This is a genomic window from Micromonospora sp. GCM10011542 (assembly GCF_042650685.1).
GTDB lineage: Bacteria > Actinomycetota > Actinomycetes > Mycobacteriales > Micromonosporaceae > Micromonospora.
Map to the genome: position 1 here is coordinate 137,813 of NZ_JBHSBO010000067.1, position 26,138 is coordinate 163,950.

21 protein-coding genes are annotated in these 26,138 nt (G+C 73.5%); 9 read left to right on the forward strand and 12 right to left on the reverse strand.

What is annotated here, in order from left to right:
* Positions 1-27: 27 nt before the first annotated feature.
* Positions 28-207: a hypothetical protein gene (locus ACFOW4_RS28660; RefSeq protein WP_377533593.1), complete on the forward strand. Its 180-nt coding sequence runs from the start codon at positions 28-30 to the stop codon at positions 205-207.
* Here the strand turns inward: ACFOW4_RS28660 and ACFOW4_RS28665 are convergent.
* Entirely contained in the window at positions 182-676 is a 495-nt protein-coding gene (locus ACFOW4_RS28665; RefSeq protein WP_377533409.1) for a GNAT family N-acetyltransferase, read from the reverse strand. The two genes, ACFOW4_RS28660 and ACFOW4_RS28665, sit on opposite strands and share 26 nt — an antisense overlap.
* 68 nt (positions 677-744) lie before the next feature.
* On the opposite strand from ACFOW4_RS28665, the gene ACFOW4_RS28670 reads away from it, so the two are divergent.
* Positions 745-1,278, forward strand: coding sequence for a DUF1990 family protein (locus tag ACFOW4_RS28670; RefSeq protein ID WP_377533410.1), 534 nt, complete (start codon positions 745-747; stop codon positions 1,276-1,278).
* Positions 1,279-1,294: 16 nt separating this feature from the next.
* Here ACFOW4_RS28670 and ACFOW4_RS28675 read toward each other — a convergent pair whose 3' ends face one another.
* On the reverse strand, positions 1,295-2,212 hold the full coding sequence (locus ACFOW4_RS28675; RefSeq protein ID WP_377533411.1) for a DNA-3-methyladenine glycosylase family protein: 918 nt from the start codon (positions 2,210-2,212) through the stop codon (positions 1,295-1,297).
* Between the two features lie 511 nt (positions 2,213-2,723).
* Here ACFOW4_RS28675 and ACFOW4_RS28680 point away from each other — a divergent pair.
* From ACFOW4_RS28680 to ACFOW4_RS28700, 5 genes are all read left to right on the forward strand, one after another.
* Positions 2,724-4,652, forward strand: coding sequence for a stealth family protein (locus ACFOW4_RS28680; RefSeq protein WP_377533412.1), 1,929 nt, complete (start codon positions 2,724-2,726; stop codon positions 4,650-4,652).
* 112 nt (positions 4,653-4,764) lie between these two features.
* Positions 4,765-6,705, forward strand: a complete 1,941-nt coding sequence (locus ACFOW4_RS28685; RefSeq protein WP_377533413.1) for a hypothetical protein — start codon at positions 4,765-4,767, stop codon at positions 6,703-6,705.
* On the forward strand, positions 6,702-8,312 hold the full coding sequence (locus tag ACFOW4_RS28690) for a stealth conserved region 3 domain-containing protein (RefSeq protein ID WP_377533414.1): 1,611 nt from the start codon (positions 6,702-6,704) through the stop codon (positions 8,310-8,312). Before ACFOW4_RS28685 ends, ACFOW4_RS28690 begins: the two co-directional genes overlap by 4 nt.
* Positions 8,309-10,549 carry a glycosyltransferase family 4 protein gene (locus ACFOW4_RS28695; protein WP_377533415.1) on the forward strand — a complete coding sequence of 747 codons (2,241 nt, stop codon included), beginning with the start codon at positions 8,309-8,311 and terminating at the stop codon, positions 10,547-10,549. The genes ACFOW4_RS28690 and ACFOW4_RS28695 overlap by 4 nt, the downstream gene beginning before the upstream one ends.
* A gap of 25 nt (positions 10,550-10,574) precedes the next feature.
* A complete protein-coding gene (locus ACFOW4_RS28700) occupies positions 10,575-12,350 on the forward strand; it encodes a stealth conserved region 3 domain-containing protein (RefSeq protein ID WP_377533416.1) in 1,776 nt (591 codons plus the stop codon).
* 81 nt (positions 12,351-12,431) lie between these two features.
* Here the strand turns inward: ACFOW4_RS28700 and ACFOW4_RS28705 are convergent, their stop codons facing one another.
* The 9 genes from ACFOW4_RS28705 to ACFOW4_RS28745 all read right to left on the reverse strand — a co-directional run bounded on the left by ACFOW4_RS28705 (position 12,432) and on the right by ACFOW4_RS28745 (position 23,356).
* Positions 12,432-13,082, reverse strand: coding sequence for a hypothetical protein (locus ACFOW4_RS28705; protein WP_377533417.1), 651 nt, complete (start codon positions 13,080-13,082; stop codon positions 12,432-12,434).
* A gap of 204 nt (positions 13,083-13,286) precedes the next feature.
* A complete protein-coding gene (locus ACFOW4_RS28710) occupies positions 13,287-14,069 on the reverse strand; it encodes an anti-sigma factor family protein (protein ID WP_377533418.1) in 783 nt (260 codons plus the stop codon).
* Positions 14,066-14,758: a sigma-70 family RNA polymerase sigma factor gene (locus tag ACFOW4_RS28715; RefSeq protein ID WP_377533581.1), complete on the reverse strand. Its 693-nt coding sequence runs from the start codon at positions 14,756-14,758 to the stop codon at positions 14,066-14,068. Before ACFOW4_RS28715 ends, ACFOW4_RS28710 begins: the two co-directional genes overlap by 4 nt.
* A gap of 178 nt (positions 14,759-14,936) precedes the next feature.
* Positions 14,937-15,794: a spermidine synthase gene (locus tag ACFOW4_RS28720; RefSeq protein WP_377533419.1), complete on the reverse strand. Its 858-nt coding sequence runs from the start codon at positions 15,792-15,794 to the stop codon at positions 14,937-14,939.
* A 12-nt stretch (positions 15,795-15,806) separates the two neighbouring features.
* A complete protein-coding gene (locus tag ACFOW4_RS28725; protein WP_377533420.1) occupies positions 15,807-16,769 on the reverse strand; it encodes a hypothetical protein in 963 nt (320 codons plus the stop codon).
* Positions 16,770-16,883: 114 nt separating this feature from the next.
* On the reverse strand, positions 16,884-19,358 hold the full coding sequence (locus ACFOW4_RS28730) for an AAA family ATPase (RefSeq protein ID WP_377533421.1): 2,475 nt from the start codon (positions 19,356-19,358) through the stop codon (positions 16,884-16,886).
* The gene (locus ACFOW4_RS28735; RefSeq protein WP_377533422.1) at positions 19,358-20,506 is read right to left on the reverse strand and encodes an exonuclease SbcCD subunit D; all 1,149 of its coding nucleotides are present in this window, start codon (positions 20,504-20,506) and stop codon (positions 19,358-19,360) included. Before ACFOW4_RS28735 ends, ACFOW4_RS28730 begins: the two co-directional genes overlap by 1 nt.
* 66 nt (positions 20,507-20,572) lie before the next feature.
* The gene (locus tag ACFOW4_RS28740) at positions 20,573-22,324 is read right to left on the reverse strand and encodes an ATP-binding protein (RefSeq protein WP_377533423.1); all 1,752 of its coding nucleotides are present in this window, start codon (positions 22,322-22,324) and stop codon (positions 20,573-20,575) included.
* A 198-nt stretch (positions 22,325-22,522) separates the two neighbouring features.
* On the reverse strand, positions 22,523-23,356 hold the full coding sequence (locus ACFOW4_RS28745) for an alpha/beta fold hydrolase (protein WP_377533424.1): 834 nt from the start codon (positions 23,354-23,356) through the stop codon (positions 22,523-22,525).
* Positions 23,357-23,424: 68 nt separating this feature from the next.
* On the opposite strand from ACFOW4_RS28745, the gene ACFOW4_RS28750 reads away from it, so the two are divergent.
* Positions 23,425-24,471 carry a sigma-70 family RNA polymerase sigma factor gene (locus tag ACFOW4_RS28750; RefSeq protein WP_377533425.1) on the forward strand — a complete coding sequence of 349 codons (1,047 nt, stop codon included), beginning with the start codon at positions 23,425-23,427 and terminating at the stop codon, positions 24,469-24,471.
* On the opposite strand, the gene ACFOW4_RS28755 is transcribed toward ACFOW4_RS28750, so the two are convergent.
* Positions 24,468-25,232, reverse strand: coding sequence for a pyrimidine reductase family protein (locus tag ACFOW4_RS28755; protein ID WP_377533426.1), 765 nt, complete (start codon positions 25,230-25,232; stop codon positions 24,468-24,470). The two genes, ACFOW4_RS28750 and ACFOW4_RS28755, sit on opposite strands and share 4 nt — an antisense overlap.
* 150 nt (positions 25,233-25,382) lie before the next feature.
* On the opposite strand from ACFOW4_RS28755, the gene ACFOW4_RS28760 reads away from it, so the two are divergent.
* Positions 25,383-25,928 (forward strand): plasmid pRiA4b ORF-3 family protein, encoded by a 546-nt coding sequence (locus tag ACFOW4_RS28760; protein WP_377533427.1) that lies wholly within the window; start codon positions 25,383-25,385, stop codon positions 25,926-25,928.
* Positions 25,929-26,138 lie beyond the last annotated feature (210 nt).

Sequence of the window (26,138 nt, forward strand, 5' to 3'; positions counted from 1 at the left end):
TTCACCTGGGTTTCCGAGAATCCCGGCGTGCGCAGCCGGGGCGAGCACCGGGTGCTGCCGCTGCCCGACGGGCGCAGCCGGGTCGAGCTGGTCCTCGACCAGTCCGGGCCGCTGGCCGGGCCGATCGGCTTCCTGTACGGCGATCTGGTCCGCCGCTATCTGCGGCTGGAGGCCGACGGGCTCAGGCGTCGCTGCGAGCCGAGCTGACCGCCTGCTTCTCGAGCACCGCCAGCCGGATGCCGTGCGCGTCCGGCCGGTGCGCCACGATCCGGTAGCCGTGCCGCTCATACAGCCGCAGGTTGCGGGCGCTGTCCGCGCCGGTGAACAGGGTGAACCGGGCCGCCCGACCGGCGCAGGCCGCCTCGACGGCGGTGAGCAGCCGCCCGCCGAGGCCCAGCCCCTGATGGTCGGGCGCGACCGACAGCCGCCCGACGTGCGCGGTGTCCCCGTCCAGGTGCGCCCGGACGGAGCCGACCAGCCGCCGCCCCAGCCGCGCGACGAGCACGGTGGCGGGCCCGGTCAGCACGGCGCGGACCTCGTCCAGCGTCTCGGTCAGCGGCGGCAGGAACGGGTCGCCGTAGTGCTGCCCCTCGGTCACGTACGCGGCGCGCTGCACGGTGAGGATCTCACCGGCGTCGGCGACGTCGGCCGGGACGATGGTCACCTCGACGCTCATCGTGGCAGCACACCACAGCGCGCGACGGCGGCGTCCGGCGGCCCGCCCACCCCGGCCGTACGCTGTCGGTGTCCCGTCGACCCGTGGGGGTGCGTACCGTGCCGGCACTGACCTACCCGCACGTCGGCGCCACCCGCACCGGGGAGCTGCCGGCCGGCTGGCGGCACGTGCGACACCGGGTCCGGTTGCCCGACTCCTGCTTCCGGGCGGCCGGCACGGCCGTGCTGGACTGGCGGCTGCACCGGGCGGCCGGGATCCGGCTGGACGCCGAGGCCGAACGGGCCGCGCCGGGGGTGCGGGTCGTCTCCCGCCTGGGCATCGGACCGCTGCGGCTGGCCGCACCCTGCGCGGTGGTCTGGGCCGTCGACGACGGGCGCCGGGCCGGCTTCGGGTACGGCACCCTCCCCGGGCATCCCGCGCGGGGCGAGGAGGCGTTCGTGGTCAGCCGCGACGACGCCGGTCACGTCTGGTTCGAGGTGGTGGCGTTCAGCCGCCCGGACCGCTTCGTCATGCGCGCCGCCGGGCCCGTCGGGCGTGCCTTTCAGCACGCGTACGCCTGGTGGTTGGGTCGCACCCTGCGCCGGCTCTGCGCCCGGGCCTGACCGGTTCTTCCGGTTCTCAGAACCGGGCGAACGAGCGGATCGGGGCGCGGGGCCCGAACTTCGGTGCCTGGACGCCGGCGGCCTCCAGCAGCACACAGACCCGGCCCCGGTGGCCGCGGAACGGCTCCAGCAGGGCCAGCATCCGGGCGTCGTCGGCGCGCGGCTCGCCCGCGAGCGCCCAGGCGACCGTGTTGGGGATGTGGTAGTCGCCGACGCTGACCGCGTCCGGGTCGCCGTACGCGACCCGGACCACCTCGGCGGCGGTCCACGGGCCGATGCCGGCGATCGCGGTCAGCCGCCGGGTGGCCTCGGCGGCGTCCGCGCACCGCTGTAACCGGTCGGCGGCGGCCGCCGCCCGGCGGAGCGTCTCGGCCCGGCGCTGCTCCACCCCGAACTGGTGGAACACCCAGTACGGCGTGGCCGCCACGGCGGCCGGGTCCGGCGGCAGCAGCAGCTGGACCGGCCCCGGAGCGGCCTCGGCGAAGTGCCGGACCGTCCCCGCGTACGCCCGGTAGGCCTCCTTGCCGGTCACCTTCTGCTCGAAGACCGCCCGCAGCAGCCGGGGGAAGACCAGGCCGGTGGCCGGCATCCGCAGCCCCCGGTGCTGCGCCGCCAGCCGGGCCACCACCGCGTGGTTCGCGGCGAGCGCGGCGAAGCCGGTGAGGTCGTCGCGCAGCCCGGCCACCGCGTCGGCGCGGTCCACCACCCAGTCGGCGCCCGGGCCGTACCCCTCGGCGACCAGTTCGCCGGCGGCCGGGCGCAGGGCCAGGGTGGCCGGTCCGGCCGGGGTGCGGGTGGCCCACCAGAAGGCGCCGCCCGCGATCCGGACGCAGGGATCGTACGGGCTGAAGGTCAGCGCCCGCACCGACGCGGCCAGCCGGTAGTCGGCCGGCGGGCGCAGCTCCCGGTGTGCGGTCGGCTTGATCCCGGTCATCCCGCCACTCTGTCATCATTCCGGCTCAGCGAGTACGGCGGGTGGGTCCGGCGAGCGCTCCGCGGACATCGGCGCAGGGGTGAGTGCCCATCAGCCGAACTGGCAGTCACCGCTACGTCGGAACGGTGGGATTCTCGGTGCTAAACGGACTTTCGGCCCGAAATGGCAAGGTATCGACGCGACGTGAAAGGCCGTCTGCTGTCTGATCGATGGCCGGTAGGTGAACACACTGCTACCGTCTCGACGGTCGCCGCCAACCCGCGATTGTCCTCTCCTGACCGCCCGGCCACGGCCGACGGCCCAGGCATGGTTCGTTCGCGGTGACATCGCGCCCACTCTTCGAGGGGGCGCACGGCTGGTGGCCAACGGGGATGCACGGAGAAAGGGCGATCAGCGATGCCCGCTGATGGAACGTGTTCACGCGGGTCACGACAGGTGTCGTCGGCTCTGCTCGACCGGCGCTGACCGTGCTCACCGACGACGTGTCCGTCCGATCCGGACGGCGGGACGCATGATCGCCCTGCGGGTCTACCGCCTCCTGCCGCCTCCGATCCGGCGCCGGCTGTTCGAGCTGCTCCCCGCGCACCGGCGAATCGGGTTGGTGCGTGTCTTCGTCCGCCCGCGCGGCGGCGACACCGTGCACCCGATCGGGTCCCGGGTGACGGTCGACGAAGGCGGCGTCCGAACCCGGGCGGAGGTCGTCGCGGCCGCCACGCCGCTGGAGGTGTGGCACCGGAACCTCACCGCCGTCACGACCGCCCTGGACGCGGCCGGCATCGAATACCACTGCCTGCGCAACGACGACTATCTCCGCAGCACCGTGGCGGTGCTCGTCGATCGGCGCGACGCCGTGCGCCGCCTGGTCAGCTCCGCGCCTGCGCTGTCCGGCGCGCACGTGCGCACCATCGAGGTGCAGCCCCCGCGCAACCAGCCGGACCTCGCCCCGGCCGAGGTCATCCAGGTCTGGTTCCCGGTGACCGACGCCCGGGCGGGCGTGGTGCTGGGCGTCGAGTTCGCCTGCGAAATCGAGTTCTGGACCCGGGTCGGTGACGTCGTCCGCGCGCCCCGGCACAACCCGGTGATCGACGAAGCACCCGCCGAGGCGAGGCCGGTCCGCGTGGCCGCGGCGCTGCTCAGCCATTTCGTCCCCGAGGCCGATGACCACACCTACGGCACCCGCCGTGATCTCACCGTCCGTGCCCCGGACCGGGTGGGCTTCCCGATTGACGCGGTCTACACCTGGGTGGACGGGGCGGATCCGGAGTGGTTGAAGCGGAAGATGGCCGCGTTCGGCACCCCCGACGGCCCGCTCCACGCGGTGGCGGCCAACACGTCGCGCTACCACAATCGGGACGAACTGCGGTACTCGATGCGCTCGCTGCACAGCTTCGCCCCCTGGCTGCGGCGGATCTTCCTGGTCACCGACAGCCAGCTGCCGAGCTGGCTCGATCCGACCCACCCGATGGTCACCGTCGTCTCGCACGCCGAACTCTTCGCCGACCTCGGTGGGTGTTCGTCCTTCAACTCGCACGCCATCGAGTCCCGGCTGCACCGCATCGAGGGGCTGGCGGAGCATTTCCTCTACCTCAACGACGACGTGTTCCTGGGCCGGCCGCTGCTGCCGACCCACTTCTTCCACGCCAACGGGATCGCGAAGTTCTTCCCCTCACCGGCCCAGTTCGGGCTGGGCGAGGCCACGCCGAGCGACCCGCCGGTGAACGCCGCCGGCAAGAACAACCGTCGGCACATCCAGCGGCAGTTCGGCGTGACGATCACGCAGAAGATGAAGCACACCCCGTTCTCGCTGCGGCGTAGCATCATGTACCAGATCGAGGCGGTGCTGCACGCGGACGTGGCGGCGACCGCGTCGCACCGGTTCCGCCACCACGGCGACCTCTCCATCCCGTCGTCGCTGCACCAGTACTGGGCGTACCTGACGGGGCAGGCGGTGCCGGGCGACATCGAGTACGAGTACACCGACCTCGGCCACCCTTCCACGCCCGCCCGCCTCGCCGAACTGCTGGCCCGACGCCACCGGGACGTGTTCTGCCTCAACGACACCGACTCGGATCCGCGGGCGATCGAGGAGCAGGAGAACATGCTGGCCGATTTCCTGCCGCGCTACCTGCCCTTCCCCGCACCCTTCGAGCTGCCCGACGACGTGGTGGCACAGCGGCGGGAGTGGGGCGCGACCGCCCGGTGGCGGCAGGCCCGTGGCGCCGCCCGGCCCGCCGGGCAGGTGGACGCTCCGACGACTCCCACGCTCCGGCCTCAGACGGGCCCGGACCCGGCGAGCGCGTCGAAAGTCCGCGTCGGTCCCCGGCTGGACGCGCCCACCCTGCCCTCGATGCGCATCGCTGCCGCCCGATCGTCCGACCGCGACACCGGTGCACCACCCGGAGCCGGCCCTTCCCCCGCAGGAGAGACGCGAGATGCCTGATCACAAGGGATGGGCCGGTCCGCTACGCGCGCTCGGCCGTCGGGCCGCGGGTCTTCCGGGTGCCGTCCGCGCCCGGTCCACGCCCGTCGGCCCGGCGCGTTCGATGGCCGTCATGGCTCACCAGGACGACGACCTCTACTTCCTCAACCCCCTGCTGGTGAGCCAGCTGCTCAGCAGCGAGGCGCACCTCACCGTCTGCCTGACCGCCGGCGAGGCGGATGGCCGCAACGCGCCGGGGGGCACCGCGGAACACGCCGCCGCACCGCTGGACTTCGAGGCCTTCGCGGCCGCCCGGTACAACGGGCTGCGCTGCGCGTATGCCGACATGGTGCTGGGTGACCGGGACGCCAAGTGGCGCCGGGAGGTGATGACCCTGGCCGGCGGCGCCGAGGCGGATGTGTCGGTCCTGGTCGACGCCCCGCACATCCGGCTGGTGTCGCTCAACCTGTGGTGCTCGCCCCCGGCGGGCGCCGCCCCGGGCGCCGAGTCGCTGCCCGGGCTCTGGGCTGGGCGGGAGGAGTCGGCTCTGACCATGATCCCGCTCGGCTCGCCGGTGTCAGCTGTGCACAGCTACACCCGGGAGACCCTGATCGAGTCGCTGGTGATGCTGCTGGACCGCTTCGCCCCGACGCTGCTCTGGACCATGGACCCGGATCCGGACCGGCAGGTCCACAACCGCGCGAACCCTCGGCACGCGGACGCGGAGGGCTACTCCGACCACAGCTTCCACACCGCGACGGGCCTGTTCACCCACGAGGCGATCACCCGCTGGTTCGCCGCGGGCGGCGGCCGGATGACGACGGTCGAGGCGTTCCGCGGATACTACGTCCGGCGCTGGCCGTCCAACCTCAGCCCGGAGGGGCGTGCCGCCAAGCAGCGCTACAAGGACGTGTACGGCTGGGCCGACCGTCGCCCGAGCGACGATCCTGCCGGGCTGGGCGACCGGAAGGTCAGCGGCGACCTGATCGCCTCCGGCAACGCCTCCGGCACCACGCTGCGCTATCCCGGCTCGCGCTCGTGGGCCCGGCCCGGGGCCGACGGTCGGCTCTCGGCCTTCGCCGTGCGCGGCGGGCAGGTCGTGCACTGGCGGGAAGTCCGCCGTGGTGAGTTCGCGGAGGGCCGGCGGGTGCCGGGCCGCAAGCTGCTGCCGCACGTGGACGCCGTGCCGACCGGGGACGGCGGCTGGCGCCTCTTCGCGGTACGCCAGGGGCTGACCGCAGATCCCAACCGGCACGTGCGGGACCTGTGGACGATCCTGTTGCCGGCCTCGGGTGACTACCGGGACGTGCGGTGGGAGTCGCTGGGCAATCCCAACGCGCACAGCGAGCCGGCGAAGCGGCGCAACATCGGGATGCCGCTGGCCGTGCCGCTTTCCGAAGGCCGGCTGCTGGTGCTCGCCCGGAACGCCGGCAAGGGCGTGAGCGCCCGCTTCCACGACGGCTCGACCTGGACCTCCTGGCGGGACCTCGGTGGTGGAGACACACAGGAAGGCCTGACCGCGGTGGCCCTGCCCGACGGGTCGGTCGAGGTGCTCGCCGCGGCGCGTCACGGGATCGCTCGCTGGCTGGTTTCCCCGGCGGAACTCGCCGCCGAGTTCGCGGTGGTGCCCACCGAGGCGCCCGCGGGCCCGCCCACCGTCGTGCGGCTTCCGGACGGCGGGCGGATGTTGTTCTGCCGGTGCCGGGATTCGGCGTCGGTCGTGTCGTTCCGCACCGTCGGCGACGGCCCGGTCTGGGACCCGTCCAGCCTGGTCGATCTCGGCGGGCACGGCGGGCCGGGGCCGATCGCCGCCCGGTTCGTGCCGGACGCGGGCGCGGTGCTGGTGGCCGTCCGGGACGACGACTCGGCGACGAGTGTCATCTGGGTGGGTCTGGACGGCCGTGCCCGCGGCGCCTGGATGCGGGAACCCACCCCGATCGCCGGTAGCCACGCCGTTTCGGTCAACTCCGCCGGCCGGCCGGTCGTGTTGGCGGTCTCCGCCGGCGGCGGACTGCTCACCCACGAGGTGGAGCAGGCGGCGTCGTCGATCAACGTGATGAAGGAAGTACCGTGACCCTCACGCCCCCCACCCATGAGCCGTTGACGGACTGGTCCGTCCCCCCCGGCGGGACCGACGTCCGGGAGGTGCTGGTAGACGGGGGGCGCCGGCGCGCCCACGTGCATCCCGGCCTCACCCCGCTGCTCGCCCGCCAGTTGAACGCCAGCGCGGTCACCGCGGCGCTGGAGGCGCACGGCGTGGACCACTTCCTCGTCCGCGGCATGGACGACCGGACGCCGGTGGTCGGTGTCAGCGAGGACGATCGGACCGCCGCCCTCGGCGCGCTCGAGAAGCTCGGCGCCGCGAACCCCTGCTACGTGAGCCAGGTACTGCCCAGGCCGCCGATCGTGGGGGTCCTGCGGGACGCGGCCGACCCGGAGGCGTGGGCGGACCTGCACGCCGCCCGGGCGCTCAAGGTGACCTGGTTCCGGATGGATCCCACGGAGAAGCTTGTCACCGGCGCCCCGTACGGGTGCGAGGTCGAGTTCTGGAAACCCGACCGGAAGGCCGCCGTGCTGCGCGCGCCGCGGCGCAACCGGATGATGTTCGCGGTCTCGATGGCCGGCGTGCCCGTGGAGGCCGCCGAGCAGCGCTTCACCCGGCTGGCGTCCGCGGCCAGGCCCGGCCCGCGCTTCCGTACCCGCCCGGAGTTCGACCACACCCTTCCGGACGACATCGACTTCCCCATCGACGTCGTCTACACCTGGGTGGACGGCGCGGACCCGGAGTGGCAGCGCCGCCGGGCGGAGCAGAAGGGCGAGGCGTTCCACGCCGAGGCCGCGAGCGATTCGAGGTACATCAACCGGGACGAGCTGAAGTACTCCCTCCGGTCGCTGCACCTCAACGCCCCCTGGGTCCGCAACATCTACATCGTGACCGACCGGCAGCGGCCGGCCTGGCTCGATCTGAGCGCCGGCAACATCTTCCTGGTCAACCACGAGGAGATCTTCAGGGACCGGAGCGCGCTGCCGACGTTCAACTCGTGCGCCATCGAGAGCCAGTTGCACAACATCGACGGCCTCGCCGAACACTTCCTCTACCTGAACGACGACATGTTCTTCGGTCGTCCGCTGGCGCCCCAGACGTTCTTCCTCGCCAACGGCAACACCAAGTTCTTCCTGTCCCAGAACCGCATCCCCATCGGGCCGATCACCAGTCTCGACAGCCCTGTCGACGCGATGATCAAGAACAACCGGCGGCTCGTCGAGGAACGGTTCGGCCGGACCCTGACGCAGGGCAGCCAGCACGTGCCGTATCCGCTTCGGCGGAGCATCCTGGCGGAGATCGAGCGGGAGTTCCCGGCGGAGCACGCCGCGACGGTGCACAGCAAGTTCCGCAGCCCCACCGATCTCACGATCACCTACTCGCTGCACCACTACTACGCCTTCCTCACCGGGCGCGCGTTGCCAGGGCACGTGAACTACGGCTACGTGCAGCTCGCGGTGCCGGATCTGGTGGCCCGACTCAAGCGTGCCGAGGCCCGGCGGGACTGGGACACCTTCTGCATCAACGACGCCTACTCGACGTACGCCCAGCTCCAGCAGCAGATGGCCATCCTGGAGCCGTTCCTCGAGGCCTACTTCCCGGTGCCCAGCCCGTACGAGTCGGCGGGCCGGTCGTGAAGTTCTCCTTCCTCATCCACAACTTCTACGGCGTGGGTGGCACCAACCGGGCGGTGCTGAACCTGGCCACCGCGTTGGTGGAGGGCGGCCACGAGGTCGAGGTGGCCTCGGTGTTCCGCCGGCTCGACCGGACCATGTTCGACGTCGACGAGCGGATCACCGTGGTACCCCTGGTCGACACCAGGCCGCGGCGGCCCGACCGGTCCAACCCGCGACACCGGGAACCCTCGACGCTGATCCCCGAGTCCGAGGAGTTCCACCTGCACTACAGCCGGCTGACGGACGAGCGGCTGGTCGAGTACCTCCGGTCCACCGACGCGGATGTCGTCGTGGGCACCCGTCCGGGGCTCAACATCGCCGTCGCCCGGTACGCCCCGGACCACGCCGTGCGGGTCGCGCAGGAACACATGACGCAGGACCTGATCGACGACGGGCTGAAGGCCGAGATCCGCCGGCACTACCCGCGGATCGACCTGGCGTACACCGTGACGGGTGCGGACGCGGAGGCCTTCCGCCTCGGCAACCCGGTGCCGGGAACCCGGATCGAGGTCCTGCCCAACAGCTCCCCACCACCGGAGGTCCCGGCCGCGGACGGGCGGGGCAGGATCGTGATGGCGGCTGGCCGGCTCGACCCGATCAAGCGCTACGACCGGCTGATCACCGCCTTCGCCCGGGCTGCCGCGGATTGTCCGGAGTGGACGTTGCGGATCTACGGCGACGGCGAGCAACGGACCGCGCTCGCCGTGTTGATCCGCGAGCTCGGCGTCTACGACCGCGTCCACCTCATGGGCCGCCGGGACGACATGTCGACGGAGTGGGTGAAGGGCGCCATCGCCGCCGTCTCCTCCGAGCGCGAGTCGTTCGGCATGACGATCGTCGAGGCCATGCGTCTCGGGCTGCCGGTCGTCAGCACCGACTGCCCGGTGGGTCCCCGCGAGATCATCGAGGACGGCGAGGACGGCCTGCTGGTGCCCAGCGACGACCTCGACGCGTACGCCGCCGCGCTGCGAACCCTGATGCGCGACGACGCCCTGCGCGCCCGCATGGCCAAGATGGCCCTGGCCAACTCCGTCCGCTTCGATCCGGCCCACCTGGCCGCCCAGTTCGCTCGGGACTGCGCGGGCGTGCTGGCCACCCGTCGTGCCGGGACGCCGCCGCCCCGCCGGAGCGCACGCCGGATCCCGAGGGTCGGAGTGACCCGGTCGGTCCTCGCCCGGGGCGGCGAGCTGCTCCGCGAGCCGGACCTGGTTCGGGCGTTGGCCGATCCGCTGCTGCGCGGTATCGCGGGGAACGACCTCGCCCGGCGGGCGAGCATGGGGGCACTCGTACGGCTGGGCCGGGTGCGGCGGGCGCGCGGCACCAGCACCCGGTTGCAGCAGGCGATCCGGCGGCGGGTCTCGGCTCCGACCGACGGCCTGGTCGCGGACTGCCTGGTGCTGCCGGACCTGGGGCTGCAGTGGTCCGTCGACGCGGCGCTCTGCGCCGGCGGCGGGTCCCTCGTACTGCGCAACCGCGACACCCGCGAGGTCGTCGAGGTGGCCCTCGTCCCATCGGTCGACGGGCTCCGGCACGTGGGCACGCTCGACGCGGCCGCCCTCCCCGAGGGCCGGTGGAACGTCCAACTGGCGGATGGGAAGGGCGTCCGGCGCCGGCTGCGCCCGCAGCGGCTCGACAGTCGGGTCCTCGCGGGCGGGCCGGACGACGGGTTCGCCGGAAGTCCGTCCGGGGTGCGGGCGCATGTGCCGTACCGCACCGCCGACGGCTTCCTCGCCGTGCGGAGCTGGGTACGTGCCGCCCATGCCGAGGTCCGTCGGGTCACCCTCGACGGCGAGGCCGTCCTGGTCGGCCTCACGTGGTACGGGCCGGGTGCGCCGGACACCGCGGTCCTCCGTCGTCGAGGCGACCGGACGGACTCACTCGCCGTGCCCGTCGTGGCGGCGGCCGACGGGAGCCCGACCCTGGTGGTGCCGCTGGCGACGCTCGCCGAACTCCGGCTCGGCCGGTACGAGGACTGGGACATCTTCTTCCCGCGGCCGGGCGGCCTCGAGGAGGTCCGGCTGGGGCGGTTTGTCGACGACGTCGTCGACAAGAAGCGTGTCTACACCTATCCGGAGATCTACCTGCCCGACGAGGTGGACCTGGCCCTGGTGGAGGAGGACCCTGCGGCTACGGTGCGGGTACGGCCCTACTACACGATCGACAGCGAGCTGTCGCTCGTGGTCATCGACCGGCCGTAGCGGCGAACCCGAGGAGGGGACCAGGGTGAGCGAGCCGGGGCAGGGGCGGTCGGACATCCCACGAGCGGTCGCCGAACCGTCGCGGCTGGTCGGCGTCTACCGCCGGGTGCTGAGCCCGCAGACGCGCCGGGCCATCGCGAAGAAGGTCAGTCCGCACACCCGGCACCAGTTGAAGCAGTGGGTGGCCCGGGCGTCCGTCGACGGCCAGCTGATGGGCCGCCGGGGGGAGTGGCTCGCGCGCCGGCAGCCGGAGCTGCTGGCCGGCGGCGACCGGGCGGTGGTCACGGCGGATCGGGGCCCCAGGGTCGCCCGGGTCCGGGCCGACATCACGCCCGGCCAGGCCCGCGCGGAGAACCTGTCGGCGGTCACGGCGGCGCTGGACGAGGCGGGGGTGCCGTACTTCCGTGCCCGGGGCGGGTCGGACCGTTCCTCGGTCGTCGCCGTCGACGCCGACGACCGGGAGCGGGTGTACGCGGCGCTCGCGGTCGCCTGCGGACGGGTGCCCGGCTACGTCGCCCAGCTGCGGCGTGGTGAGCAGCAGCCCGCCCGACCACCGGCTCCAGGCTTCGAACCGCCGGTGTGGCGCCGCCTCGGTGACGCCCCGGTGGTGCGGCTGACCTGGTACTGGACGGATCCCCGCCAGCGGCTGGTGCTGGGTCAGGCGTACGGTTGCGACGTCGAGTTCTGGACCCGGCATGGCGATGCGCTCGTCGCGCCCCGACGCAACCCGGTGGCCGAGCAGGTGGCGGCGACGGGACCGAGCGTTCTCGCGTCCGAGTCGGTCTTCACCGGCCTGGTGCCGGCGACCTCTCCCGCCACCGCCCGCACCCGTCCGGAGTTCGCGGGGCGGCTTCCCGGAGACGTCACCTTCCCGGTCGACGTGGTCTACACCTGGGTGGACGGCACCGATCCGGACTGGCTGCGCCGCCGCGCCGAGGTGACCGGGATCCCGTACCACGCCGAGTCGGCGAGCGCGGCACGGTTCCTCAGCCGCGACGAGCTGCGCTACTCGTTGCGGTCGGTGCACCTGTTCGCGCCGTGGGTACGCCACATCTACCTGGTGACGGACGATCAGGTGCCGCCCTGGCTGGACCGGTCCGCACCGGGGATCCGGGTGGTCAGCCACCGGGAGATCTTCGCAGACCCGTCGGTGCTGCCGACCTACAACTCGCACGCCATCGAGAGCCAGTTGCACCACATCGAGGGGCTCTCCGAGCACTTCCTGTACTTCAACGACGACGTGTTCCTCGGCACCGACGTGCTGCCCGGGGACTTCTTCCTCGCCAACGGGATCTCCCGGTTCTTCCCGTCGCCAGCGTTGGTGCCGCCGGGCACCGCGACCGCCGAGGACATCCCGTCGTCCGCGGCGGGGAAGAACAACCGGGCGCTCATCGCTGAGCGGTTCGGCACGGTGCTCAGCCGGAAGATGAAGCACATGCCGCACGCGCTGCGACGCAGCGTGCTCTGGGAGATCGAGCGGGAGTTCCCCGACGCGCACCGTCGGACGGCGGAGAGCCGGTTCCGCAGCATGACGGACATCTCGATCGCCTCGTCGCTGCACCACTACTACGCGTTCCACACCGGCCGGGCGGTGCCGGGGGACCTGGAGTACACCATCGCGGAGTTGTCGCATCCGGACACTCCCGCACGGCTGGCGCACCTGCTGGCCCGCCGGGACCGGCACGTCTTCTGCCTGAACGACGCCTTCTCCACCGAGGAGGACCTGGCCCGGCAGTTGACGATCCTGACGCCCTTCCTGGACACCTACTACCCGGTGCCCAGCCCCTGGGAGAAGGGCTGAGGCCGTCGTTGCTCACATGACGGTGACCGGCCGCGCCCTCCCCGGCTGCGACCGGCCACCGTGTCCGTGCCGACGGCGGAACTAGTACGAGTAGCCCGAGCCGCCCGCGTCGTTCGATCCGCTGTCCGCCGGCGGGGCGACGGGCTTCGGCGTGCTGGTCGGCAGGCAGGTCAGGTTCTTCTTGCCGTCCGGCGCGACCACGAACCAGGTGCCGCCGACGCCCTGGCCCTTCCACTGGCCCGGCTTCTTGTCACCGATGTAGCGGTACACCGGCCAGCCGCCGATGGTGAGCTGGCGGGTGCCGTCCTGCCGGGTCACGCTGCCGACCTTGTCGTCGGAGAGCCCGTTGAGCTGCGGGTTGCCGTCGGTCAGCGCCGGCGGCCACACCTGGGCGCACTTCTCGACGCAGTTCGACGAGGGCGGGTCGGCGGTGTCCTTGTCGAAGCGGTACAGGATCCAGCCGTCCTGGTCGGTGACCACGTTGCCCATCCGGGCGACCTTCTTGGCGATCAACTGCTCGGTCAGGTCGACGTCCGCGGGCGGCGGCGCGTCGGCGGCCGGAGCCTCCGCGGAGGCCGAGGCCTCGGGTTCAGCCGACGCGGTGGGTTCGGCCGCGGCGACGGCGACCGGCTCGGCCGCGCTCGTGTTCGCCCCGTCGTAACCTGCGGGAGCGCAGGCCGTTAGTGCGACCATCGCGCTCGCGACGATGACGGTCCGCTTCATCTGTGCCACGTGCCCTCCTCATTCTTGGCAGTTCACCCATAGGTACGGCAGCGGGGCTGTCAAGGTTGAAGGAGTAACAGTGGTCAATTTCACGCGATATCGTTGAACCGATCCGTGACGCCACGCGTGTACCCCGGCGCGGAATCCCTTCGGGATACCACCGATCGGCGCCGGTCATTGTGGCAATGACCGGCGCCGATTCGGTGCGAGAACCTACATGGGCACGGTGACCAGGGGGCTGGCCACCCCGTTGCCGTCCACCGACTGCACCTGGAGCTGCTTGATGTCGCCGACCTTGGCCGACGTCGAAGCGCTCAGTTCCAGCCCCTGCGGGCGATTCGTGGTGCCGTACCCGCCGTCGGGCACCGACCACGTCGAAATGACCTCGCTGGTCGCGTTCTTGCGTACCACCACCAGCCGGCAGATCCGCGGGCCGGGCAGTTTCCGCAGGCTGAAGTTGATCCGCGTGCCGTAGTCCCTGGTGACCAGGAACATCGTCGTCTGCACGCCGGTGGTGGGGTCGGTGGCCTCCATCTGGTCCCCCTCCTCCTCGGTGCCGCCGACGCCCGGGCCGCTCGGCGGCGCGGTCGGCGCACTCGTCGGCGGGTCGTTCGCCTGCGCGGTCGCCGTCGGCTCGGCGAGCACACCCGGCGACTGGTCGTCGGTCACGCTCACGAACCCGTAACCGGTCAGGCCCCCGAACACCACCACCGCGGCGGCGGTGGCCAGCAACTGACGGAACCGGGTACGCCGCCGGTCGGCGCGGACCGCGACAAGCGTCCGGTCCAGCAGGGCCGGGTCGGTCGCGGTCTGCTCCAGCGCCATCATCGTCTCGCCGTCGATGCCGGAGAGCAGCCCCACCACCGGGACCATCGTCTCCAGCTCCGCCGCGCACGCCCAACAGACGGCGAGATGCTCCTCGAACCGTTCGGTGTCCTGCTCGTCCAGCACGCCGAGCGCGTACGCGGCGACGTCCATGTGGTCCGCCCGGCTCATTCCGTCACCCCCCGTTCCTGCAGAGCAGTGCGCAGCGCGCGCAGCGCGTAGTAGACCCGCGACTTCGCGGTGCCCAGCGGAAGCCCCAACTCCTCGGCGGCCTCCGGCACCGTCCGCCCCCGGAAGTACGTCGACACCAGGATCTCCCGGTGCGACTGACTGAGCGTACGCAGCGCGTCCGCCACGGTCATCGTGCGCAGCACCTGGTCGGTGCTGTCCGACTCGGCGAACGCGGTCAGGTCCCGGTCGTACGTCTCCGCCGGCCGGGCCTGCTCGCTGCGGTGCTCGTCGATGGCGATGCGGCGGGCCACGGTGACCAGCCACGGCCGCAGCGAACCCTGCCCCTGCACACCGAGGCGGTGCGCGTTACGCCAGGCCCGCAGCAGCGTCTCCTGCACGATGTCCTCCGCGCGCTGCCGGTCCCCACCGGTGAGCCGCATGACGAACATCAGCAACGGACCGGCGTGCTCGGCGTAGAGCAGCCGGACCAACTGGTCGGAGTGGCTGGCCTCGGTGGACGTCGCCTGGTGGCGCCCGGGCGCCGGTCGCGGCGTCACCGGACCATTCTGGCGAGGCGTCGCGCGTGCGTCGACCCCCCGGGCAGACGTGGTCGGCCGCGACGACGACCGTGCGGACAACCAGTCCGCGCGAACCGCGTCGCCATGCCAACCGGCCGCCACCGCATGCATGCAGACCTCCGGGATGTCCGTGACCACCACCATCGGCCCACTAGGCGGGCCGCCCGGTGGTACGCATCGCCGGTCCCAGCGGATCAACAACGCGCGAAAAAACTTCCGGAGGCGCGTGTGGGGAGGGTGCACCGGCCACGGTGACGCCCGGCCCGGGCGGGCTGAGCGGCCAGGCGGCTCAGCGGCGGACGGAGAAGAGACCCGGCGGCGGCGGATCGGAGCCGGTGGCATCCGCGTCCCGCACGACGGTCGCCCCGCCGGAGAACCGGTCCAGCTCGTCGCCGGCCACCACCCGGCCCGGGAACCAGTCACCGGCCGCCCGCCGGGTCAGCGCGGGCACCGGCGGGTCGGTCCGGCCGGCCAGCAGCACCAGGTTGCCGTACCGCCGGCCGCGCAGCACCGCCGCGTCACCCACCAGGCAGGCCCGGGGAAGCACCGACCGGACCGTGGCGACCTGCCCGCGGGCGTGCCGCAGCGGCGGGCCGTCGGCGAGGTTCGCCAGGTACCAGCCGGCCGGGCGGAGCACCCGGGCCACCTCGGCGGCGTACTCCACCGAGGTGAGGTGGGCCGGGGTGCGGGCGCCGGCGAAGACGTCGGCGACCACCACGTCGTAGCTGGCGTCGCGGCTTCCGGCCAGCACGGCGCGCGCGTCGGCGACCCGGACCCGCAGCCGAGGATCGGTCGGCCAGGGCAGCACCCGCCGCACCAGCTCGACCAGCGCCCCGTCCACCTCGGACACCCGCTGGGTGGAGCCGGGTCGGGTTGCCGAGACGTACCGCGGCAGCGTGAGCGCGCCGCCGCCGAGGTGCAGCACCCGCAGCGGCGTACCGGGCGGCGCGATCAGGTCGATCGCCGCGGCCAGCCGCCGGACGTACTCGAACTCCAGGTGGGTCGGGTCGGTCAGGTCGACGTGCGACTGGGGCGCGCCGTCGAGCAGCAGCGTCCACGAGCCGGGCCGGTCCGGGTCCGGCAGAAGCTCCGCCTGCCCGGTGTCCACCTGCTCGACCAGCCGGTCCCCGGCCCGCTTACGTCCCATCGACGCCCCCGGTCAGCGGGCCGCGGCGCGGGCGGCGGCGGTCAGCGCGCGGTGCAGCAGCCGGGCGTCGCCCAGCAGCGCCCGCAGCCGCCGCTCCAGACCGGCGATCGGGATCAGGTTCTGCGGGGCGCGCGGGTCCTTGTACGGGGTCGACGCGAACCGGGGCAGAGTGACCAACGACAGGTCGGCCAGCTCGATCGCCCCCTCCACCGGCATCTCGGCGGAGCACTCCACCCGGACGATGCCGGCCCAGGGCGCGCCCACCGCCACCGGCAGCCGCAGGTACCACGACCAGCCGCCCCACGCCGTGCCCAACCGGAACACCGGCGAACGCTCACCCGGCGCCAGCCCGGTCACCACCGCGGTCAGCCGAGCGTCGAGATACTGGCTGTGCTGGGTCTTGATGTAGCCGAGGGTGCGCGGCAACTGCCGGCGGCTGCGCAGCGGGCCGTCCACCACCAGCAGGTCACCGTCGACCCGCGCGGCATCGGAGACCGCCACCTCCAGCGCGGTCAACGGCCCCTGCACCGCGGCCGGCAGCTTGGCCAGCTCGCCGGTGCCACCCACCCGGTGCACCGGATAGCTGATCGACCCGGCCACCACGTCCTGCGCCGACGGGCTCGCGGTGAACAGCCCCCGGGCGACCCGGGTCCCGGCCAACTGCGCCGCCCCCCGGCCCAGATCGCAGCGGACCACCCCCGCCGCGTAGGAGGCAGCCAGCCCCGGGAAGGAACCCCCGTCGGACTCCGCCGTCCAGATGCTCGCGTCGATCCGGCGTACCCCGTCGACCAGCAGCACCACGTCCGGCGCCCGCACCCCCGGGCGGACCCCGATCGCCCGCCAGTCCACCGCGGGCAGCTCCACGTCCGCGTCGACCTGCGCGCTGCTCGGCGCCGCCGGACCAGCCGCGGACGCCTCGAACGACGCACCGTACGCGGGATCCCACGCGTCGACGAAGAACGCGGGGTCGCTCACCGGGGCGTCCTCTCGTTCGCGACTGCGGGGCTCCGCTGCGCTGCACTCCTCGCGCTCACCGTGCCGCCTTTTCGTTCGCGACTGCAGGGCTCCGCTGCGCTGCACTCCTCGCGCTCACCGGCCGGTCCGTTCGATGCGGGCCGAGCGGGCGTCCTTGCGGACCTCGAAACGGACCGGGATGCGTTCGGCCAGCGCCGACACGTGGGTGACCACGCCGACCATGCGGTCGCCGCGGGCGGCCAGGTTCTCCAGGGTCGCCGCCACCGTGTCCAGGGTGGCCGCGTCGAGCGTCCCGAAGCCCTCGTCCAGCACGATCGACTCCAGGCTCGCCGCGGTGGTCGACATCCCGGCGAGCTGCTCCGAGAGCGCCAACGCCAACGCCAGCGACGCCTGGAACGTCTCGCCGCCGGAGAGGGTGCGCACCCCGCGCCGCAGCCCGGCGTCGTGGTGGTCGACCACGAAGAACTCGCCCTTGTCGTGCACCAGCTCGTACTGGCCGCCGGAGAGCTCCCGCAGGATCCCGGACGCCCCGTCGACCAGCAGGTCCAGTGCCTCGGCCAGCAGCCACCGCTCGAAGTTGTTGGCCCGCAGGTGCCCGGCCAGCGCCCGGGCCACCTGCGCCTCCCGCTCGTGCCCGGCGCGCTGCTCGCGCAGCGTCCCGGCCTGCTCGCGGCGCTCCCGCAGCCGCCGTCGGTCAGCCTCGGCCCGCTCCACCGCGACGGTGGCGGCGTGCACCGGGTCGTCCCCGACCGGCACGTCGGCGGCGGCGAAGATGCCGGCGATCCGGCGCTGCACCTCGGCCGCGACCGCCTCGGCCTCCGCGACCGCGCCGGCCCGGACGTCACGGTCGGTGCGCCGGCGCTGCGCCTCGTCCGCCGCCCAGCCGGTCAGCGTCGCCCAAGCGGCGGCCACGTCGTCGCGGTCGGTGCCGGGCGGACCGAACCGCCCCAGCCCGTCACGGGTGGTGTCGAAGCCCCGCCAGGCCGCCCGCAGCCGCTCCTCGGCGGCGTCCACCACACCGCGGGCCCGCCGCGCGGCCTCCCGGCCGGCCCGCACCGCGCTCGCCGCCTCGTCCAGCGCGCGCCGCAGCCGGGCGTGCTCGGCGAGCTCCCGCCGCAGCACCGCAGGCTCTGCCGCGCCGGCGAGCTGCCCAGCCAACTCCGCCAGCCGGGCGTCCAGCTGCTCCTGCCGGGCGCGTGCCTGCACGAGCACCCGCTCCAGGTCGCGGGCCGCGGCGTCGCGCTCCTGCACCAGCGCCTGGGCGGCCTTGGTGGCGGCGCGGGCGGCCTTGCCGGCCGCCGTGGCGGCGGCCACCGCCGAGTCGACCGGCACCGCCGGCACCGCCGGCACCGGCTGCTCGCAGACCGGACAGGGTGCCCCCGCGTGCAGGTGCGCGCGCAGGCTGACCGCCAGGTCGGTGGCCTTGGCCTCCTCGTGCGCCCGGAAGGCCGCCTCCAGCTCGGCCTCGGCCCGCTCGGCGTCCGCGCGGGCGGCGGCCAGCGCGGCCACCGCCGTGGCGTGCTCGGCGTCCGCCGCCGCCACCGCCGCGCGGACCGTCCCGGCCTCGTCGGTCAGTCGATCCCGATCGTCGTACGCCCGCAGCAGCAGCCGCAGCGCGCTCTCGTCCCCGGCCCCGGTCAGCTCGCCGCGCAGCTTCTCCTCGCGCTCCTCCGCCAGCGACACCGCGCTGGTCGCCGCCTCGGCGTCGGCCCGCGCCGCGCTCACCGCCCGGGCCACCTCGGCGACCCCGTCCGGTGCCCGCACCGCCGCCAGCACCGCCAGCTCGTCGTCCAGCGCCGCCAGCGCGGCCGACGCCTCGCGCGCCGTGAGCCGCGCCGCCGCCAGCTCCGGCATGGCCGCCGACACCTCGGCGGCCAGCACGGTCATCCGCTCGACCCGGGAGTCCGCCTCGGCCAGCGCCGCGTCGTCGACGTCGGCGAGCCCGGCGAGCAACTGGTCGACCGCCTCCAGCTTCGCCTCGGCCGCCGTCGCGCGCGCCGTCGCCCGCTTCTGCACGTCCTCGTAGACGCCGAGACCGAGCAGGTTGACCAGGATCTGCTGCCGGGTGGCCGGCTTGGCGTGCAGGAAGTCGGCGAACTGCCCCTGCGGCAGCACCACGCAGCTCGTGAACTGCTCGTACGGCAGCCCGACCGCGTCCAGCACCGCCTGCTCCATCTCGGCGGGCGTGCCGGCGACCACCTCGCCGAGGTCGTCCGGGCTCAGCCCGGTGTCCAGCTTGGTCACGTCGAAGCCGGCCGGCATCAGCTGCAACCCGGCGTTGGCGGTCTTGACGTTGCCCCGGCCGTCGCGGCGGACCACCCGGGTGGCCACGTAGCGGGCCCCGCCGGACTCGAAGACCAGCCGCACCCGCGCCTCGGTCGCCGACGGCGCCAGGGCGTTGGCCAGCCCACGCGTGCCACCCCACCGCGGCACGGTGCCGTAGAGCGCGAAGCAGATGGCGTCCAGCACGGTGGACTTGCCCGAGCCGGTCGGGCCGATCAGCGCGAAGAAGTCGGCGTCGGTGAAGTCGACGGTGGTGTCGTCGCGGAAGACGGTGAACCCGGCCATGTCCAGTCGCATCGGCCGCATCAGTGCTCGACCTCCTCGAAGAGCTCGTCGAAGAGCTCCCGTACGCCCTCGTCGGCGTGGCCACGGCTGTCCAGGTAGTCGGCGAACAGCTCACGCGGCGAGCGCCCGGAGCGTTGCGCGACGCGGGTGCCGCTGCCGGGAGCGGCGATCAGCTCCGGGTCGATCCGGATCTCCAGCGCCCGGGGAAGCAGCTCCTGCACCTCCTCGCGCAGGCCGGCGCGGGGCTGCTCGCGCACGTACACCCGCAGCCAGGCGTCCGGCGCCTCGACCTCGGCGAGCTGGGCCAGGGTGCCCCGCACCGTGCGCAGCGCGCTGGCCGCGGTCACCGGCACCTCCCGGACCCGGGCGGCGGTGCTGGCGGTCACCTCGACCATCGTCACTGACGGGACGTTCTCCTGCTCGCCGAAGTCGACCGCGAGCGGGCTGCCGCTGTAGCGCACCGGGCAGGGCCCGATCACCCGCTGCGCCCGGTGCAGGTGACCGAGCGCCACGTAGTGCGCGGTGGCCGGGAAGACGGTGGCCGGCACGGCGTAGCCGAGGACGGTGTGCGCGTCCCGCTCACCGCCGCCGGTGGTCGCGCCGGTCACCGTGAGGTGCGCGGTCACCAGGTGCACCCGGTCCGGTTCGGTGAAGCCCTCGGTCAACCGGCCCAGCACCCGACCCAGGTGGTCGGCGTAGGTCTGGTTGGCCTCGGCGGCGGTCAGCTCGTACATCTCCACCGCGCGCACCGCGTACCGCTGGGAGAGGAACGGCAGCGCCGCCAACTGCCAGCGCTCGCCGTCGGCGGTGACCCCGTCGATGACGTGCTCGTCGGGGTTCTCCCGGACCCCGCCGCGCAGGGTGATGCCGGCGGCCTCGGCCCACGGGCGCAGCGCGTCCAGCGCCGGGCCGTTGTCGTGGTTGCCGCCGATGGCCACCACGTCCGCGCCGGTACGCCGAAGCGCGGTCAACGCCCGGGTGACCAGCCGGGTCGCCTCCGAGGTGGGCGCGGCGGTGTCGTAGAGGTCACCGGCGACGATGACCAGGTCGGGCTGCTCGGCCCGGGCGATGTCGATCACCCCGGCCAGCACGGCCTTGTGCTCCTCGGCGCGGGACTGCCCCTTGAGCACCTTGCCGACGTGCCAGTCCGAGGTGTGCAGGATCTTCACCGTGCCAGCCTTTCGTTCGCGACTGCGGGGCTCGCAAGCTCACTCCTCGCGCTCACCGGCGCCGCCCTAGAACGGGATGTCGTCGTCGGTGCCGCCGCCGGAACCCACCACGGCGAACGGGTCGGCGGACTGGGTGATCGAGCGCAGCGTCTCCGACGGGGCGCGACCGGCCTCGGAGACCCGGGTGGCCCAGGCCGGGAACGGGAACTCCAGGCAGAGCGGCACCGGGATGTCCGGCTGGTTGACGAACATGGTGCCCGGCTTGGCCAGCAGCGCCCGCTGCCGCTGCGCCGGCGGGAGGAAGCCGTACTCCGGACGGGACGCCTCGGCCGGGTCGAGCCGGCCGACCACGCGGATCGCCGAGTTGGTGACGATCCGCCGCTCCACCTCGCTCGCCGTCTGCTGCGCGCCGACCAGGATCACGCCGAGCGAGCGGCCCCGCTCGGCGATGTCGAGCAGCACCTCCTTGATCGGCGAGGAGCCCTCCCGGGGGGCGTACTTGTTGAGCTCGTCGAGCACCACGAAGAGCAGCGGCTTGGCGGTGCCGGCCTTCTCCTTGCGCTCGAACTCGCTCTTGAGCGTCACGCCGACCACGAACCGCTGCGCCCGGTCCGGCAGGTTGTGCAGGTCGACCACGGTCACCTGGGCCGACTCGCTGGTGTTGATCGAGTGCGGGCGGCGGGTGGCCAGGTCGCCACGGATGAGCCGGCCGAGGTCCTTCTTGCTGCCGATCAACCGCCGGGCGAACGCGTTGACGGTGCCCAGGCCGACCGCGCTGCCGGCCCAGTCGGAGCGGGTCTCGTCGTCGTTGAGCTGCTCGACGACGTGATCGACCAGGTCGGCGTAGGAGCCGAGCCGGACCCCGTCGATGCTCACCCCGCCGTCGGCCGGCTGGGCGTGGCGGGCCAGGTGCGCGGCGACCGAGTGGACCACCATCGTGTACTGCTGGCGCTCGTCGTCGGCGTCGGCGAAGACGTAGGGGAGCAGCCGGTCGGCGCAGAACTCGCTCAGCGTCCAATAGAAGCTGTCCACGCCGGTGAGCCGGCTGCTCACGTCGGGTGTGCCGGACGGGTCGCCGACCCGCGGCGGGGCGTAGACCCGCACGTCGGGGAAGGCGCCGGCGGTCAGCCCGAGCTTCGCGTACGCCGCCCTGGTGGGCTCGTCGAGCCGGGTGTTGGGGTGGTCGAGGAAGAGCAGGTCCTCGCCCTTGACGTTGAAGATCAGCGCCTTGGCGTTGACCGCGTCGCCGCCCAGCACCCCGGAGCGGAACACCGAGTAGAGCAGGAAGGTGGCGAAGCTCGTCTTGGTGGCGACGCCGGAGATCCCGGAGATGGAGACGTGCGCGCCCCGGCTGCCGTCGAGGAAGTCGGCGTTGAGGTAGACCGGCACCCCGTCGCGACCCATCCCCATCGGGATGCGCCGCTCCATCCGGTCGAAGTGCAGCGCCCGGGCCCGCGCGTCGCCCTCGGCGCGGTGCACCACGGCACCGGGGGTCGGCGGCACGTAGAACTCCGGGTCGACACGGGTGGTGGTGACCTCGGCCGCCTCCTGCACCTGCGCGGGCAGGGTGCCATCGGCGATGGCGAAGACGTCGGACTCGAACTGGGCGCCCTCGTGCCGGGCCCGGACCTGGGTGACCACCCCGGCGATCGTCACCGGCTCGCGGTCGGGCAGCTCACGCCGGGTGACCACCACGTCGTCGAGTTGCAGGTAGCTGCCCGGTGCCACGGCCGTCCAGAACTGCAGCGGCGTGGCGTCGGCGGTGCCCAGCACCCGGCCGACCACCTCGCCAGGGCGCTCGGTGCCGGCGTCGGTCATCGGGCGACTCGGGTCGGGTGGGCATCACGGTCGGGGCGCATGACCTGCATCCTGCCCGAGGAGTACGACAGGTTGCCACGCGACGCGGCGGACGCCACGCCCGCGCCGACCCCCGATGTCGCAGCGCGTCCGGACCGGCACGGAGCGTGGCGGTCCGGGCGCGCTGGCAAGCCGGGCCGGGCGATCTGGTCGCCGGTGTCAGCCTTCGGCGAGAACCTGGCGCAGTCGGGCGGCGAAGGCCGGCGGGTCCTCGACGAAGCCGACGTGTCCGCCGGGGAACATCGTGGGGGTGCCGCCCAGTGCCGCCGCCAACGCCCGGGAGGCGCGGTCGCAGACCTGGCCCGCCGACTGCTCACCGAGCCCGACGACGACGCGGGTGGCGCCGGCGCGCAGGGTGGCCAGGTCCGGCTGGAACCGGGTGGTTCCCCGGATCATGTGGATGTACTGGAAGTGCTCGTCGGCGGCCGCCCGGGGATCGGGCTCGCCACCGAACATGGCCTGGACCACCTCCTCGGGCAGCGCGATGTCGGCGTTGGCGAGGAACTTGCGCCCGGCGCCGAGCCGGTCCCCGGAGCGGTAGGTGGCGATCATGTCCTCCTCCCGGGCCAGCAGATCCACACGGTCGTCGAGCAGCCCGAGCAGCGGCGGCTCGTGCGCGACGACCGTGTGCACCCGCTCCGGGTGGGCCTGGGCGAGGGCGAGGACGGTCACCGCGCCCCCGCTGGAGCCGAGCACGGCGGCCGGGCCGGCGTCGAGGTGGGCGAGGAGCCGGGACACGTCCTCCGCGCGCAACTCCGGGGTGGAGTCATGGTGCGGGTCGTGCAGGACGCTGCGGTTGATGCCGCGCGGGTCGGTGGTCAGCACGGTGTGGTCGACCGCCAGCAGGTCGGCCAGGGGTACGAAGGCTCCGGCGTCCATCGGAGCGGCCACCAGAGCCACCAACGGTCCCTGCCCGCGTACCTCGTAGTAGAGCTGCCCGTCCGGGACCTCCAGGGTCGCGGCGGTGACGTGCTCGGCGGAGATGCTGCTCATCGGGTCCTCCCGAATCGTGGTGAACGGCTCCACCATGAGACCTTCGCCGTACGGCAGAATCGTCGCTCATGAGCGTGGCTTCCGGGAAAGTCGCCGCGGGCGGGGTCGACCCGGCCGAATTCACCGCGCTCGTCGCACCGCTGCGGCGGGAACTGCACGCCCACTGCTACCGGATGCTCGGCTCGAGCCACGACGCGGACGACGCCCTCCAGGACGCCCTGCTGCGGGCCTGGCGGGGCCTGCCGGGCCTCGTCGGGCGTGCCTCGCTGCGCCCGTGGCTCTACACGGTCGCGACCCGCACCTGCCTGGATGTCATGGCCGGTCGCCGTCGTCGCGCCCTGCCCGTCGATCTGGGCCCGGCGAGTGAACGGGCCGTGCCGGACAACCGCCCGGTCCACGAGGTCGCCTGGCTGAGCCCCTATCCGGATGCCGGCGTGGTTGCCGGTCCGGCCGCCCCGGACGTCCGCTACGAGCAGCGCGAGGCGGTCGAGCTGGCCTTCGTCGCCGCGTTGCAGCACCTGCCCGGCAACCAGCGGGCGGCGCTGCTCCTCTTCGACGTCCTCGGCTTCTCGGCAGCGGAGATCGCGGCCATGATGGGCACCTCCACCACCTCGGTGAACTCGGCTCTCGCCCGGGCCCGCCGGGTCGTCGCCGAGCGCGTACCGCCCGTGAGCCAGCTGCGGACGCTGCGCACGCTCGACGACGCCCGGCTGCGGGGGATCGTCTCCGGCTACGCGAGCGCACTGGAGAACGGTGACGCGGACGCCCTCATCACCCTGCTCACCGAGGACGTCACCTGGTCGATGCCGCCGCTGCCGCACTGGTACCGGGGCGTCGACGCGGTGATGGACTTCGCGCGCGCGCAGCCGCTGACCGGCTGCGGCAGCTGGCGACACCTGCCGACCAGCGCGAACGGTCAGCCCGCGGTCGCGTCCTACCTGCGCCGGGGCCCGACCGGCCCGCACCTGGCGTGGTCGATCAACGTGTTGACGCTGCGGGGAGCCCGGATCGCGGCGATCACCTCGTTCGTGGCGGCGTCGCACTTCGCGGCGTTCGGGTTGCCGGACGCGCTGCCGCCGGTCGGCCCGGGTGCGGGCGGGCGGGAGACGCCCTAAGCGGCCGGGGGTTCGTCGTCCCGGGCGTAGCGCAGCAGCAGCGTGCCGTCGTCGGTGGCGAGCACGTGGCGCAGCGGCATCCGCCGGGGCGCGCCGGGGTCGCCAGCGGTGATCCGCCCCGGCCCGGCACCGGCCAGCAGGGGCGACACGGTCAGGCAGAGCTCGTCGACCAGGTCCGCGGCGGTGAGCGCGCCGAACAGGTGCGGCCCGCCCTCGCAGAGCAGTTGCGCCAGCCCGCGGCGGCGCAGCTCGGCCAGCGCGACGGCGAGATCCACCCGGTCGTCTCCGCAGCGGACGAGGTCGGCGACGTCGGTGAGCCCGGGTGGCGGCTCGGCGCCGGCGTGGGTGAGCACGACGGGTCGTACCGGCGCGTCGGCGAAGGCGGCCTGGGCCGGATCCAGGTCGAGCGAGCCGGAGACCACCACCAGCACCGGGTACTCGGTCAGGCCGTGCGTGCGGCGCCAGGCGCGGCGCGGCTCGCTGAGCCGGACCGCCCGATAACCCTCGTGTCGCAGCGTGCCGGCGGCCACCACGAGGCCGTCGCAGAGCATCCGGAGCAGTCCGAAGACGCGCTTGTCGGCCGCGCCGGACAGGCCCTCGGAGTAGCCGTCCAGGGTGACCGCCCCGTCCGCGCTGGACACGAAGTTCACCCGCAGGTGGGGGCGGTCGGCGCGGCCGTAGAGCGAGGTCAGCTCCGCGTCGGTCAGCGGTCCGGTGGCCGGCACGGGCCAGACCCGGGAAATCGGGATTCCGACGCTCATTCGCCGGCCGGACCCGTGACCGGAGGGGTCGGTCGGGAGGTACGGTGCTGGCAGTCGCACCAGTTCCGGCCCGGGCAGTCGTCGTGCCGCCTGGCCCGGCACGCTCGGCAGATCATGCTGGCAGCCTAAGCCGCGGGAGGACAGGACAGCATGCCGCGTCAGATCTTCCAGCTGAAGATGTCCCTCGCCGGGGTCCGCCCGCCGGTCTGGCGCCGGGTGCTCGTGCCGGCCGGCTACACACTGGACCGGCTGCACCGGGTGGTGCAGCACGCGATGGGCTGGCGGGACTGCCATCTGCACTCGTTCGAGATCGACGGCGTGCAGTACGGCGAGCCGGACCCGGACGGTGAGCTGGCGCTGCACGACGAGCTGGACGTCCGGTTGGACGCGGTGCTCGGCAAGGGCAGCCGGTTCTCCTACACCTACGACTTCGGCGACTGGTGGGAGCACGACCTGGTGGTCGAGGACGCGCTGACCGCCGACCCCGAGGAGCGCTACCCGGTCTGCCTCGACGGGGAGCGGGCCTGCCCGCCCGAGGGCATCGGCGGGCCGCCGGGCTACCAGGCGCTGCTGGTCGCGCTGGCCGACCCTGCCGATCCGGAGCACGCCGAGCTGCGGGACTGGGCGGGGCCGGGGTTCGACCCGTCCACGTTCGACGCCGGCCGTGCCGGCACGTTGCTGCGCCGCTTCTGCTGATCGACCGCCATCGAACGCCCGGCTCCGGGCGCTGAGTCGCGCGCTCCCGCACCGGCGTTCCGAAACGTCGAGCGCGGTAACGATCTGGGAGCGCTCCCAGCACCCTATTGACACCCCTGGCACCCGCCGGCAATCTCATGGGAGCGCTCCCGGAGGTGGCGCGGGTCACCCACGCTCCTCCGACCGGCCACCGGCACCGCCGGCCCGGCA

What these genes read in the sequence shown, in the direction of transcription:
- ACFOW4_RS28750 (WP_377533425.1), top strand. Translation starts at nt 23,425, where the DNA reads ATGAGCGTGGCTTCCGGGAAAGTCGCCGCGGGCGGGGTCGACCCGGCC.
- ACFOW4_RS28755 (WP_377533426.1), bottom strand. Translation starts at nt 25,232, where the DNA reads ATGAGCGTCGGAATCCCGATTTCCCGGGTCTGGCCCGTGCCGGCCACC.
- ACFOW4_RS28685 (WP_377533413.1), top strand. Translation starts at nt 4,765, where the DNA reads ATGGCTCACCAGGACGACGACCTCTACTTCCTCAACCCCCTGCTGGTG.
- ACFOW4_RS28675 (WP_377533411.1), bottom strand. Translation starts at nt 2,212, where the DNA reads ATGACCGGGATCAAGCCGACCGCACACCGGGAGCTGCGCCCGCCGGCC.
- ACFOW4_RS28760 (WP_377533427.1), top strand. Translation starts at nt 25,383, where the DNA reads ATGCCGCGTCAGATCTTCCAGCTGAAGATGTCCCTCGCCGGGGTCCGC.
- ACFOW4_RS28715 (WP_377533581.1), bottom strand. Translation starts at nt 14,758, where the DNA reads ATGCATGCGGTGGCGGCCGGTTGGCATGGCGACGCGGTTCGCGCGGAC.
- ACFOW4_RS28720 (WP_377533419.1), bottom strand. Translation starts at nt 15,794, where the DNA reads ATGGGACGTAAGCGGGCCGGGGACCGGCTGGTCGAGCAGGTGGACACC.
- ACFOW4_RS28745 (WP_377533424.1), bottom strand. Translation starts at nt 23,356, where the DNA reads ATGAGCAGCATCTCCGCCGAGCACGTCACCGCCGCGACCCTGGAGGTC.
- ACFOW4_RS28680 (WP_377533412.1), top strand. Translation starts at nt 2,724, where the DNA reads ATGATCGCCCTGCGGGTCTACCGCCTCCTGCCGCCTCCGATCCGGCGC.
- ACFOW4_RS28665 (WP_377533409.1), bottom strand. Translation starts at nt 676, where the DNA reads ATGAGCGTCGAGGTGACCATCGTCCCGGCCGACGTCGCCGACGCCGGT.
- ACFOW4_RS28710 (WP_377533418.1), bottom strand. Translation starts at nt 14,069, where the DNA reads ATGAGCCGGGCGGACCACATGGACGTCGCCGCGTACGCGCTCGGCGTG.
- ACFOW4_RS28740 (WP_377533423.1), bottom strand. Translation starts at nt 22,324, where the DNA reads ATGACCGACGCCGGCACCGAGCGCCCTGGCGAGGTGGTCGGCCGGGTG.
- ACFOW4_RS28730 (WP_377533421.1), bottom strand. Translation starts at nt 19,358, where the DNA reads ATGCGGCCGATGCGACTGGACATGGCCGGGTTCACCGTCTTCCGCGAC.